At 73.8% G+C, this 12,763-nt stretch carries 10 protein-coding genes and 1 pseudogene; 7 read left to right on the top strand and 4 right to left on the bottom strand.

Annotated elements, in window-relative coordinates; translation table 11 throughout:
• Positions 1-66: 66 nt before the first annotated feature.
• Positions 67-1,012: pseudogene (locus KPL57_RS13400) on the bottom strand (aldo/keto reductase).
• Between the two features lie 168 nt (positions 1,013-1,180).
• On the opposite strand from KPL57_RS13400, the gene KPL57_RS13395 reads away from it, so the two are divergent.
• From KPL57_RS13395 to KPL57_RS13380, 4 genes are all read left to right on the top strand, one after another.
• Positions 1,181-2,002: an undecaprenyl-diphosphate phosphatase gene (locus KPL57_RS13395; protein WP_060710947.1), complete on the top strand. Its 822-nt coding sequence runs from the start codon at positions 1,181-1,183 to the stop codon at positions 2,000-2,002.
• Positions 2,003-2,033: 31 nt separating this feature from the next.
• Positions 2,034-2,747 carry a histidine phosphatase family protein gene (locus tag KPL57_RS13390; RefSeq protein ID WP_226351854.1) on the top strand — a complete coding sequence of 238 codons (714 nt, stop codon included), beginning with the start codon at positions 2,034-2,036 and terminating at the stop codon, positions 2,745-2,747.
• Between the two features lie 96 nt (positions 2,748-2,843).
• Positions 2,844-3,428: a DUF3090 domain-containing protein gene (locus KPL57_RS13385; RefSeq protein ID WP_020624835.1), complete on the top strand. Its 585-nt coding sequence runs from the start codon at positions 2,844-2,846 to the stop codon at positions 3,426-3,428.
• Positions 3,429-3,478: 50 nt separating this feature from the next.
• Complete coding sequence (locus KPL57_RS13380; RefSeq protein WP_226351866.1) at positions 3,479-4,336, top strand: SCO1664 family protein; 858 nt, start codon at positions 3,479-3,481, stop codon at positions 4,334-4,336.
• On the opposite strand, the gene KPL57_RS13375 is transcribed toward KPL57_RS13380, so the two are convergent.
• Positions 4,333-6,636 (bottom strand): UvrD-helicase domain-containing protein, encoded by a 2,304-nt coding sequence (locus KPL57_RS13375; RefSeq protein ID WP_226351853.1) that lies wholly within the window; start codon positions 6,634-6,636, stop codon positions 4,333-4,335. The genes KPL57_RS13380 and KPL57_RS13375 overlap by 4 nt on opposite strands.
• 173 nt (positions 6,637-6,809) lie before the next feature.
• Here KPL57_RS13375 and KPL57_RS13370 point away from each other — a divergent pair, with 173 nt between their 5' ends.
• Both KPL57_RS13370 and gndA read left to right on the top strand, forming a co-directional pair.
• Positions 6,810-7,685 (top strand): alpha/beta fold hydrolase, encoded by an 876-nt coding sequence (locus KPL57_RS13370; RefSeq protein WP_226351852.1) that lies wholly within the window; start codon positions 6,810-6,812, stop codon positions 7,683-7,685.
• Between the two features lie 94 nt (positions 7,686-7,779).
• Entirely contained in the window at positions 7,780-9,216 is a 1,437-nt protein-coding gene (gene gndA / locus KPL57_RS13365) for an NADP-dependent phosphogluconate dehydrogenase (protein WP_226351851.1), read from the top strand.
• A gap of 21 nt (positions 9,217-9,237) precedes the next feature.
• Here gndA and KPL57_RS13360 read toward each other — a convergent pair whose 3' ends face one another.
• Positions 9,238-10,950, bottom strand: a complete 1,713-nt coding sequence (locus KPL57_RS13360; RefSeq protein ID WP_226351850.1) for an MFS transporter — start codon at positions 10,948-10,950, stop codon at positions 9,238-9,240.
• Positions 10,951-11,071: 121 nt separating this feature from the next.
• Here KPL57_RS13360 and KPL57_RS13355 point away from each other — a divergent pair, with 121 nt between their 5' ends.
• Positions 11,072-11,605, top strand: coding sequence for a DUF2127 domain-containing protein (locus tag KPL57_RS13355; protein WP_226351849.1), 534 nt, complete (start codon positions 11,072-11,074; stop codon positions 11,603-11,605).
• On the opposite strand, the gene KPL57_RS13350 is transcribed toward KPL57_RS13355, so the two are convergent.
• Entirely contained in the window at positions 11,582-12,697 is a 1,116-nt protein-coding gene (locus KPL57_RS13350; RefSeq protein ID WP_226359936.1) for an NAD(P)/FAD-dependent oxidoreductase, read from the bottom strand. The two genes, KPL57_RS13355 and KPL57_RS13350, sit on opposite strands and share 24 nt — an antisense overlap.
• Positions 12,698-12,763: the final 66 nt, after the last annotated feature.

Below are 12,763 nucleotides of genomic sequence, written 5' to 3'. Positions count from 1 at the left end.
CGGGTGAACGGTGGGTGTCGCGTCGGGCATTCCCACTGTAAGGGGCACCAGGGCCGGCGGGGAGGCTCAGACGGGATCGCTCACGTCGTCCAGCGCGGTGCGGATCTCGGCGGGCAGCACCAGGTCCTCGGCCGCGAGCGAGGCCCGCAGCTGGGCCGCGTCCCGCGCCCCGACGACGGCCGAGGCCACCCCCGGACGGTCCCGCACCCAGGTCAGCGCCACCGACAGCGGCGAGGTCCCGAGCCCGTCGGCGGCGGTGAGGACCGACTGCACGATCCGCGCCGAGTGCTCGGTGCGGCGCGCCTCCACGTACGACGCCAGCAGCGCGCTCGCGCCCCGCGAGTCCGCCGGTGTGCCGTCGGTGTACTTGCCCGTCAGTACGCCCCGGCCGAGCGGGGCCCAGGCCAGCAGCCCGAGGCCGTGGTGCCGGGCGGCGGGCAGGAGCTCGGCCTCCGGCTCCCGGGCGAGCAGCGAGTACTCCACCTGCGCCGACACCGGGCGGCAGACGGCGGGTCGGGCCCGGCCGTGGCGCTGCCCGCGACCGTGGCCAGCTGCCAGCCCGCCGGGGCGACCAGCCCGGCGTAGCGGACCCGTCCGGAGTAGACGGCGACCTGCACGGAGGACAGCGTCTCGTCCAGCGGCACCCGGGGATCCCAGCCGGGGAACTGCCACAGGTCCAGGTACTCGGTGCCCAGCCGGCGCAGCGTGCGGTCCAGTGAGCGCAGCAGCGCGGTCCGCGAGGCCCGCTCACCGGTGTCGGGGGTCGCCGTGCCGCGCCGGCGAGGACGATGTCGTCGCGACGCACGGTGCCCCGCAGCAGCCCGCCGAGCACCTGCTGGGCGGCGCCGCCGCCGTAGTCCTCGGCGGTCTCGACGAATGTCCCGCCGGCGTCGACGAACGCCCGCAGCTGGTCCGCCGCGTCGGCGGGGCAGGTGTCCTCTCCCCAGGTCATCGTGCCCAGGCCGACCCGCGACACCTCGAGGCCGCTGCTGCCCACCGGTCTGCGTTGCACGGTCGCCGAGCCTAGGCGCGCGGGCCCGTCGGACCGGTGAGGGCGCGCAGAGTGACGCCCGTCTCGGCGAGTACGGTGACGGCCCGTGATCACCCAGGAGCCGAGCCGCCAGGGCCGGACGACCCCCGACCGGGACACCACCGCCCGTGGCCGCGACGGGAGCCGGTCGTGAGCTGGATCGAGGTCGTCGTCCTCGGGATCGTCCAGGGGCTCACCGAGTTCCTCCCGGTGTCCTCCTCGGCCCACCTGCGGATCGTCTCGGCGGTCGGATTCGGCCGGGACCCGGGCGCGGCGTTCACCGCCGTCACCCAGATCGGCACCGAGGCAGCGGTGATCGTCTACTTCGCCAAGGACATCTGGCACCTGTTCATCACCTGGGTGCGCGGGTTCGGCAACGCGGAGGTCCGCGCCACCGACGACTACCGGCTGGCCTGGCTGGTCATCATCGGCTCGGTCCCGATCGCGGTGCTGGGGGTGCTGTTCAAGGACCAGATCGAGGGCGTCGCCCGGAACCTGTGGCTGGTCGCGGTCATGCTGATCGTGTTCGGTGCCCTGCTCGGGCTGGCCGAGCGCTTCGGCTCGCAGGTCAAGCCGATGGAGAAGATCACCTGGCGGGACGGTGTCCTGCTCGGTCTCGCCCAGGCCATGGCGCTGATCCCGGGTGTCTCGCGGTCCGGCGGCACGATCACCGCCGGCCTGTTCCTGGGCCTGACCCGGCCCGCGATCGCGCGGTACTCGTTCCTGCTGGCGATCCCGTCGGTGTTCGGGGCCGGCCTGTTCACCCTGCCCGACGTGTTCGCCGGCGACGGCCCGTCCGGACCGCAGATGCTGGTGGCGGTGGTGGTCGCGTTCGTCGTCGGCTACGCGGTGATCGCCTGGCTGCTCCGGTTCGTGCAGAACAACACCGTCTACGTGTTCGTCGCCTACCGGATCGCGCTGGGTGTCGCCCTGCTCGCCGCCCTGTCGCTCGGCGCGGTCAGCGCGTACTGACCCGGCGCCGCGCCGCGTAGCCTCGGTCGGCGTGACGACCTTGATCCTCCTGCGACACGGCCGGTCCACTGCGAACACCGCGGGCGTGCTGGCCGGGCGCACCCCGGGCGTGGAGCTCGACGACCGCGGACGGGAGCAGGCCGCGGCCGTCGTCGACCGCCTCGCGGCCCTCCCGATCGCCTCGGTCGTGACCTCCCCGATGGAGCGGTGCCGCCAGACCGTCGCGCCGCTCGCGGCGGCCCGCGGGCTGGAACCGGTCGTCGAGGACGACCTGGCCGAGGTCGACTACGGCACGTGGACCGGGCAGAAGATCACCGACCTGCTGAAGGAGGATCTCTGGAAGGTCGTCCAGGCGCACCCGTCGGCCGCGACCTTCCCGGGCGGCGAGTCCCTGGCCGGGATGCAGGCCCGCTCGGTCGCGGCGATCCGCCGGCACGTCGCCCGGGTCCGCGCCGAGCGCGGGGAGGACGCGATCCTGCTGGCCTGCAGCCACGGCGACGTGATCAAGGCCGTCCTCGCCGACGCGCTGGCCACCCACCTCGACAACTTCCAGCGGATCGTCGTCGACACCTGCTCGGTGAGTGTCGTCACCTACACCGAGCTGCGGCCGTTCGTCGCGCGGATGAACGAGCAGTCCGGCGACGTCGCGAGCCTGGTCCCCAAGCCGAAGCCGAAGCCGGCCGACGGCGAGGGGCAGCCGGTGAGCGCCTCCGACGCCGTGGTCGGGGGATCCACCAACGCCTGAGGCGGAGTGATCCACCTCGCATCGCCGCGATGACGGCACCCGCGGGTGACCGCGGGGATGCCCCCGGAGCCGGATACGCCTACCCTGGGAAGGGTCATGGCACGCGTCATCCACGTCTTCCGCCGACCCGACCGCTTCGTGGCCGGGACCGTCGGCGAGCCCGGCGATCGCGCCTTCTACCTGCAGGCGATCGAGAGCAGCCGCACGATCAGCGTCCTGCTGGAGAAACAGCAGGTCTCGGTGCTGGCCGAACGCATCACGGCGCTGCTCGGCGAGGTGTCCAAGCGCTTCGGCGAGGACAACCTCCTCGGCGCGACGGTGGCCACCGGCTCGTCGGACAACGACCCGCTCGCTGTCCCGCTGGAGGAGGAGTTCCGGGTCGGGACCATGGGTCTGGGCTGGGACGCGGACTCGAGCTCGATCGTCGTCGAGCTACTCGCGGTGACCGAGGAGGAGATCGACGAGTCGGTCGTCCTCGACGACACCGAGGAGGGCCCGGACGCGCTGCGCGTGTTCCTGTCCCCGACCGCGGCGAAGTCCTTCGCCGAGCGCGCCGAGAAGGTCGTCGACGCCGGCCGAGCGCCGTGCCCGCTGTGCGCCGAGCCGCTCGACCCGGAGGGCCACGTCTGCGTGCGCCTCAACGGCTACCACGACCGCAACCCCGTGGCCGGGACGGAGTGACGCTCGACCCGCGCGATCCGGCCGTCCCGGAGATCCTCCTGCGCGGCCGCATGGAGATCACCGGCCGGATGGTCGACGCCTCCAACGCCACCCTGTTCGGCACCGTCTCGCTCGACGGCGTCGACCTGCGCTGCGTGTACAAGCCGGTGCGCGGCGAGCGTCCGCTGTGGGACTTCCCCGACGGCACGCTCGCCGGTCGCGAGGTCGGCGCGTACCTCGTCTCGCAGGTCTCCGGGCTCGACGTCGTGCCGCCGACGGTGCTGCGCGAGCAGGCCCCGTTCGGCACCGGCATGGTGCAGGCATGGGTCTCCTCCGGCGACGAGAGCGCCCTGTCCGAGCCCCGCGGCGACGGCACGGACGGCGACACGGACGACGGCACGGACTGCGAGCAGGCCGGCGACATCACCGAGGAGACCATCCAGCTCGCCACCGAGTCGCTGGTCGAGCTGTGCGAGCCGCACGAGATCCCGAGCGGCTGGCTGCCCGTGCTCCGTGCCCGCGACGGCGCCGGGGACCCGGTCGTGCTCGTCCACGCCGACCACCCGCAGCTGCGGGCGATGGCGCTGTTCGACGTCGTCGTCAACAACGCCGACCGCAAGGGCGGGCACGTGATCCTCGCCGGTGACGGCGGGGTCTACGGCGTGGACCACGGCCTCACCCTGCACAGCGAGCCGAAGCTGCGCACCGTCCTGTGGGGCTGGGTCGGCGACGAGCTCGGCGAGGAGCACCTGGCCGCCCTCAAGGAGCTGCGCGCCCGGCTGGCGGACTCGTTCGCCGACGTCCTCGGCGAGCACGTCACCCGCCGCGAGGTCGCGGCGCTGCGCTCCCGGATCGACCACCTGCTCGCCGAACCGCGCTTCCCCGGCCCGGACGGCTACGGCCCGGCCATCCCCTGGCCCGCCTTCTAGCCCGCCACCTCCAGGATGCCGAGCCGCTGCGTCGCGCGGGTCATCGCGACGTAGAGGTCCGCCGGGTCGGCCGCCCGGATGCGCTCCGGGTCGACGATCACCACGGCGTCGAACTCCAGGCCCTTCGACGCCGCCGGGGTGAGCACCGGCACGTCCTGCGCACCGAGGTCGGTCCCGGCCGGGGCGATCACCGCGACCGTGCCGCGCCCGGCACGGGCCCGCTCGTCGGCGACGGCGGCGTGCACCGCGTCGGCCAGCCCGGCGGCGGTGACGGTGCGGGTCCACGGCGGCTCGCCGGTGCTGCGCACCGACTCCGGCGGGCGACGGTCCGGGGCGTAGGTCGCCAGCACCTCCGCGGCGGCGTCCATGATCTCCGACGGCGTCCGGTAGTTCACCGTCAGCGTGCGGTGCGTCCAGCGCCCGGCCAGGTGCGGGGCGAGCACGTCGTCCCAGGCCCGGGCACCGGCCGGGGCACTGCGCTGGGCGAGGTCGCCGACCGCGGTGATCGACCGCGACGGGCAGCGGCGCAGCAGCACGTGCCAGTCCATCGGGGACAGCTCCTGCGCCTCGTCGACGACGAGGTGCCCGTAGCGCCAGTCCCGGTCGCCCGCCGCGCGCTCGGCCACCGTCATCGGCACCCCGGCGACGTGCCGGCTCGCCAGCATGTCCGCGGTCACGAAGTCGGTGGGCCGCAGCTCGTCGGGGTCCTCCCCGGCGAGGGTCCGGTCCGCGGAGTCCAACACGGTCAGGACCTCGGCGGCGTAGGCGGCGTCCGGCTCGGGGGCTGCGGCGGGGGAGTCCTCGGGTACCGGGCCGAGCAGCTCGGCGAGCTCGTCGAGGAGTGGGGCGTCGGCCACCGTCCACGGTGTCCCCGGCGGGCAGCGCAGCGCGGACAGGTCCCGTCCGTCGCCCGCGGTGGCCAGCCGGTCCGGGTCGGCGTAGAGCTCGGCCAGCGCCCGCTGCGGGGTCAGCACCGGCCACAGCGACTCGACGGCGGCGTGGAACCGCGGGTCGGTCCGCACGCCGTCGCGCAGCTCGGCGCGCATCTCGGCCGACACCTCGGCCGCCCCGGCGGGCTCGATCTCCGGGATGTTCAGCCCCGCCAGCAGCTCCGCGAGCTCCGGCGGGTCCTCCAGCCCGACCTCCAGCCGCTCCAGACCCTGGTCGACGAGCAGCCGCCCCAGGGTGTCGCGGAAGGTCGTGCGGGCCTCGTTGTGCGGACGGCCGGTGGCGCGGGCGCGGCGGCGCGCCTCGGCGGCCAGGGCCGTGTCGATCTCGACGGTGACGTCGTCCATCTCGATCGTGATCGGCCGCCCGGGCAGCTCCTGGCGGTCGTCGACGGCCCGGCGCAGTACGTCGATCATCGCCAGGTCGCCCTTGAGCCGGGCCGTCTCCGGCGGGTCGGTCGCCTCCGCGACGACGCCGTGCGCGAGGCGTCCCGGGGTGGTGAACACGACCGCGGACTCGCCGAGTGCGGGGAGTACGCCGCCGACGTAGTGCACGAACCCCGCACTCGGCCCGACGACGAGCACGCCGCTGCGGGCGAGCCGGTCGCGGTGGGTGTAGAGCAGGTACGCGATCCGGTGCAGCGCGACGGCCGTCTTGCCCGTCCCGGGGCCGCCCTCGATCACGACGGTGCCCGACAGCGGCAGCCGGATGATCTCGTCCTGTTCGGACTGGATCGTGGTGACGATGTCGCGCATGCGGTCCCCGCGCGGCGCGGTGAGCGCGGCGAGCAGTGCCGGGTCCGACGCCGACGCGGGGTCGGCGTCGACCGGGACCGCATCGGTGAGCAGGTCGTCGTGGTACGCGGTGACCCGCTCGTGCGGTGCGGTGCCCGTGACCTCGTAGTGCCGGCGCCGGGTCACCCCCAGGGGCGAGACCGGGGTGGCGCAGTAGAACGGCCGCGCGGCGGGTGCCCGCCAGTCGACCAGGGCGCTCTCGCCGTCGGCGGGGTCGGTCAGCCCGATCCGGCCGACCCGGGTCGGGTCGGCGCCGTCGGCGTGGTCGAGCCGCCCGAAGCACAGGCCGGAGCGGGCGGCGGTGAGCGCACGCACCCGCTCCTGCCAGCGGTGCACCGAGACGTCGCGTTCCCAACGGGCGCTGAGCTCCTCGCCGGCCCGGGTGGCCTGGGCGCCGCGGGAGCGTTCGGTGGCCGCGGTGAGCTCGTCGTCGAGCAGGGCGTGCAGCCGGCGGAGCCGGTCGGTCTCGGCGGCGAGTTCGGCCTCGTACGGGGAGCGCGGACTTGACGGGCGGGGGGCTGGTGTGTCCTTGCCCCTCGTGTTATGGTGAACGTGCACGGATGTGTTCTCGGATTCGAAGCGCACCCCATAGGTTAGCGCGTCTCCGCCCTCCTGTGCACCTTTCTCGCGCGATGGTCGTGTACCAGCGCTGCGGTTGCCGTCAGCGCCGCCCCGGCGGGCGCGGTCGGGGGAGCCCGACCCCATCGGCGGGGCGGGTTACGGTCACCGCCATGACGCTGCCCGAGCCCCGGCGGATCACCGTCCCCGGCACGACGCTGCCCGAGATCACGCTGTCCGTGCACGACACCGGCGGCGTCGGCAGCCCCGTCCTGCTGCTGCACGGCTGGCCGGACCGGGCCGCCCTGTGGGCCCACCAGGCCGCGGCGCTCGCCGGGGCCGGGTACCGCGTCGTCGTCCCGGACCTGCGCGGTTTCGGCGACTCCGACCGGCCCGCCGAGGTCGAGCACTACCGGATGCGGGCACTGGTCGCCGACGTCCTCGGCGTCGCCGACGCGCTCGGGATCGACCGGTTCGCCCTCGCCGGGCACGACTGGGGCGCCTCGCTCGGCTGGGCCGTCACCCTCGCCTCGCCGCGGGTGACCCGCTACGCCGCGTTCTCCGTCGGGCATCCCGCCGCGTTCGCCACCGCGGGGTTCCGGCAGAAGGCGATGTCCTGGTACATGCTCTGGTTCCAGTTCCCCGGCGTCGCCGAGCAGGTGATGCCGGCCGAGGACTGGCAGTTCCTGCGCGGCTGGCTGCACGCGACGCTGCCCGACGGGCACCCGATGGCCGCGCGGCACGTCGCCGACCTGTCCCGGCCGGGTGCGCTCACCGCGTCGCTGAACTGGTACCGCGCCAACGTCGACCCGGCGAGGTTCGTGCCCACCACCATGCCGGAGCCCCCGCGGATCACGGTGCCGACGATGGGGGTGTGGAGCGACGGCGACCTCGCGCTCACCGAGGGGCAGATGCGGGGGTCATCGGCCTACGTCGACGGCTTCCGCTTCGAGCGCGTCGAGGGCTGCGGGCACTGGATCCCGGAGGAGGCGCCGGAGGCCGCGAGCGCGCTGCTCCTGGACTTCCTCGCCGGCGGCCGGGAAGGGTGACCGAGGGGACAGCCGTCCCTCGCTGCGCGGCCGGTAGCCGCGGGCCAGGATGGGTCGGGTACAGCGGCGTCGCAACGACACGGAGGAAGCACTGATGGCGGAGAAGAGCCGGATCGGGGTCACCGGGCTGGCGGTGATGGGAGCCAACCTCGCCCGCAACATGGCCCGCCGCGGCTTCCCGGTGGCGGTGCACAACCGCACCACCTCGAAGACGACCGAGTTCATGAAGGACTACGGCGACGAGGGCGCCTTCACCGGTGCCGAGTCGCTGAAGGAGTTCGTCGACGCGCTGGAGACCCCCCGCAAGATCGTCGTCATGGTGAAGGCCGGCAAGCCGGTCGACGCCGTCATCGACGAGCTCGCCCCGCTGCTCGACAAGGGCGACATCATCATCGACGCCGGCAACTCGCACTTCCCCGACACCGACCGCCGCGCCGCGTACTGCGCCGAGCGCGGGCTGCGCTTCATGGGCATCGGTGTGTCCGGCGGCGAGGAGGGCGCCCTCAACGGGCCGAGCATCATGCCCGGCGGCCCACAGGAGGCCTACGCCGAGGTCGAGGAGATCCTCACCGCGATCGCCGCGAACGTCGACGGCACCCCGTGCTGCACCCACGTCGGCCCCGGCGGCGCCGGGCACTACGTCAAGATGGTGCACAACGGCATCGAGTACGCCGACATCCAGCTCATCGCCGAGGCCTACGACCTGCTCACGCACGTCGCCGGGCTGTCCGCGCCGGAGATCGGGAAGATCTTCGAGGAGTGGAACACCGGTGATCTCGAGTCGTTCCTGATCGAGATCACCGGCATCGTGCTCGCCAAGACCGACGAGAAGACCGGGAAGCCGCTCGTCGACGTCATCGTCGACCAGGCCGAGCAGAAGGGCACCGGTCGCTGGACGGCCATCGACGCCCTCGACCTCGGCGTGCCGCTGACCGGCATCACCGAGGCGGTGTTCGCGCGGACGCTGTCCAATCTGCGCGACGAGCGCAAGGAGGCGTCGACCACGCTCGGCGGCCCGACCCCGGGCTCGGGCGCGAACCGCGAGGAGCTCGTCGAGGACATCCGCCAGGCGCTCTACGCGTCCAAGGTCGTCGCCTACGCCCAGGGCTTCGCGCAGATGCGTGCCGCCTCCCGGGCCAACGACTGGGACCTCGACCTCGGTGCGATGGCTCGGATCTGGCGCGGCGGCTGCATCATCCGGGCCCAGTTCCTGAACCGGATCACCGAGGCCTACGAGTCGCACCCGGACCTGGACAACCTGCTGATGGTCCCGTACTTCACCGAGGCCGTGGCGAACGCGCAGGACGCGTGGCGGCGGGTCGTGGTGACCGCGACCGAGCAGGGCGTCGCGATCCCCGCGTTCTCCTCCAGCCTGTCCTACTACGACGGCTACCGGCGCGAGCGCGGCCCCGCCAACCTCATCCAGGGGCTGCGCGACTACTTCGGTGCGCACACCTACGCGCGCACCGACGCCGAGGGCGCGTTCCACACCCGCTGGAGCCAGGACGGCAGTGAGGTCGCCACGGGCTGACCCCGCGGTCCCCGCCCGGGCTCAGCTCCGGGCGGGGACCGGGACCGCCACGTCGGCCTCGTCGTCGACGTGGTGGTACTTCCCGCCGCGCAGCGCGCTCGCCACCGCGGCGACCAGGCAGGCGACGGCGGCGAACCCGAGGGCGAGGGTCAGCCCGTCGGCGAACGGGCCGGAGATCAGCTGCGGGAAGAACTGCCGTCCGGTCAGGTACGCCGACTGCGTGGGCGTCAGCGCCCCGAGGACCTGCGGGCCGAGCAGCGTCGCGATCGGGTTGTAGCCCAGCAGGGCCGCGAACAGGATCCCGACCGGCGGCAGCGCCGCGACCCGGTCCGCCGCGAGCTCCGGCACGCCCTGGGCCATGAGCCCGTCGTGCAGGGACGCGGGCAGCGTCGTCGACAGGCCCGCGATCAGCAGGGAGAAGAACACCCCGATCGACAGCACCGTCGCGGCGTTCTGGAACGTCGAGGTCATCCCGGCCCCGGCACCGCGCTGGTGTGCCGGCAGCGAGTTCATGATCGCCGCCCGGTTCGGGGAGCTGAACAGGCCCATCGCCAGGCCGTTGAGCGCCAGCAGCACCGCGAACGCCCGGTAGTCGAAGTCCACCGGCAGTGCCAGCAGCGCGAGGAACGTCGCGGCCGCGCCCACCATCCCGACGGTGGCGAAGGCACGGGCGCCGTAGCGGTCGGACAGGACGCCCGACACCGGTCCGGCGACGAGGAACCCGATCGTCAGCGGGACCATGTAGATGCCCGCCCACAGCGGCGTCGTCTCGAACGGGAAGCCGTGCTCGGGCAGCCAGATGCCCTGGAGCCAGATGATCAGGATGAACTGCAGCCCGCCGCGGCCGAGCGCGGCCAGCAGGCTCGCGAGGTTGCCCGCGGTGAACGCGCGGATCGAGAACAGCGAGACGTGGAACATCGGCTCGGCCACGCGACGCTCGATCCAGGTGAACAGCGCCAGCACCGCGATCCCGCCGCCGATCAGGCCGAGGACGAGCGGGCTGGTCCAGCCCATGACGTCGCCGCCGTAGGGCTGGATGCCGTAGGTGATGCCCATCAGGACGGCGACGAGCCCGACCGCGAACGTCAGGTTGCCCCACCAGTCGATCCGCGCCGCGCGACGGGCGCCGGTGTCGCGGAGCCGGGCGTAGGCCCAGACCGTGCCGAACACCCCGACCGGCACCGACACCAGGAACACCAGGTGCCAGTTCACCGGGGCGAGCACCCCGCCGACGACGAGCCCGAGGAACGAGCCGGCGATCGCCGCGACCGAGTTGATCCCGAGCGCGAGCCCGCGCTGGTGGACCGGGAAGGCGTCAGTGAGGATCGCGGTGGAGTTGGCGAGCAGCAGCGCACCGCCGACGCCCTGCAGCACCCGCATCGTGATCAGCCAGACCGCGCCGGCGTCGCCGTGGAGCCAGGTGGCGGCCAGCAGCACCGAGAACACCGTGAAGACGGCGAAGCCCAGGTTGTACATGCGGGTGCGGCCGTACATGTCGCCGAGCCGGCCGAAGCTGACCACCAGCACCGCCGTGACGACCAGGTACCCCATGATCAGCCACAGCAGGTAGTCGATGTCGTCCGGCGCCAGCGGATCGATCCCGATGCCGCGGAAGATGTCCGGCAGTGCGATCAGCAGGATCGACATGTTGATCGTCACGATCAGCACGCCCATCGTGGTGTTCGACAGCGCGACCCACTTGTACCGGTCGACCGGCCCCGTGTTGTTGAGCATCGCTAATGACCGTACTCTCCGGCGCGGGTTCGCGCCACGGTCTCGCCCGGCTCGTCCCGTCCGTCCCGATCCTCCCTCGGGTAAAGGAACTCCCAGGTCGGGCGGGGTCTACAGTCCCCGCATGGCTAACGTCCGGTCCGACGGTCCGACGGCCACGACGCCCGCGGCCCGCCGTACCGAGCAGCTGTTCCGCGTCGCCCTGGTCGTGAAGGGCATCGACGGGGCCGCGGAGCTGCTGGGCGCCGTCGCGCTGGTGCTGGTGTCGGGGGACTGGCTGCACCGGGTCGTCGCGCAGATCCTCGCCCGCGACCTGATCGGCCCGCCCGACGGCACCCTGGCCCGGCACCTGACCGAGGGCGTCGACCGCTTCGCCGGCGGGGACCGCACCTTCGTCGTCGTCTACCTCGGGCTGCACGGGGTGCTCAAGCTCGGCCTGGTCGCGGCGCTGCTGACCCGCTGGCGCCCCGCCTACCCGCCCGCGGTGGCGATCCTGGCGGTGTTCGTCGTCTACGAGCTGGTCCACGCCTGGCACGCGCACTCCATCGTGCTGCCGTTCCTCGCCGCGCTCGACATCGCGATCATCGTGATGGTCGTCCGGGAGTACCGGCTGCTCGGCCGGGAGGCCGACGGGTCAGGCGCCGGTCGCGACGGGTAGCCGCGCCAGGACGTCGCGGGCCGCCGCGCGACCGGCCCGGTCCGCGCCGATCGTGCTCGCCGAGGGGCCGTAGCCGACCAAGTGCACCCGGGGGTCGGCGACGACGCCGGTGTCGAGCGGCTCGCCCATGACGATCCCGCCGCCCGGCCCGCGCAGCCGCAGCGGCGCGAGGTGACCCAACGCGGGTCGCCAGCCGGTCGCCCACACCAGCACGTCCGCGGGCACGCGAGCGCCGTCGGACCACTCCACGCCGTCCGGCACGACCCGGGCGAACATCGGCCTGCGGACCAGCACACCGCTCGCGATCCCGGCCCGCACCTCCGGCGTGCGCGGCAGCCCGGTCACCCCGACGACACTGCGCGGGGGCAGCCCGGCCCGGACCCGCTCCTCGACCCGGGCGACCGCGGCGCGACCCTGCTCGGGCCCGAACGGCGTGTCGGTCCACTCGGGCTCCCGGCGGGTGACCCAGGTCGTCGCGGCCGCGTACGGGGCGATCTCCAGCAGCAGCTGCACCGCGGTGATCCCGCCGCCGACCACGACGACCCGCTTCCCGGTCATCGCCTCCGGGCCCGGGTAGGTGCGGGCGTGCAGGCTCGTGCCGCGGAACGTCGCCAGGCCCGGGTAGGCGGGGACGAACGGGCGGGTCCAGGTGCCGGTGGCGTTGACCAGGTGGTCGGTGACCCAGGTGCCGCGGTCGGTCTCGACGGTCAGCAACCCGCTGGTGTCGGACACCCGGTGGACGTGCACCGGGCGCACGACCCGCAGGTCGAGCTCGCGTTCGATGCGCGCGAAGTAGGCCGGCACGGCGTCCCGCGCGGGCAGGTCGGGGTCGGCGCCGGGGTCGTCGAAGCCGGAGCGGATCCCGGCGACGTCGTGGATGCCGTTCACCGTGCGCATCCGCAGCGTCGGCCAGCGGTGCCGCCACGCGCCGCCGGGGCCGTCCTCGCCGTCGAGCACGACGAACCCGGGGCCCGGTTCCAGCCCGCCGCGCCGCAGCCCGGCCGCCGTCGACAGGCCCGCCTGGCCTGCGCCGATCACCACGACCCCGGTCCGCTCCACGCCCGCGTCAACGCCCCGGACGCACGCGGTCATCCCGCGGTGATCGCCGGTGGTGGAATGTCACGCCCGCCTCGCGGACGCTGCGCTCCACCACCGGTC

The organism is Pseudonocardia sp. ICBG601, assembly GCF_020496245.1.
This window is presented reverse-complemented; position numbering and strand designations above follow the sequence as displayed.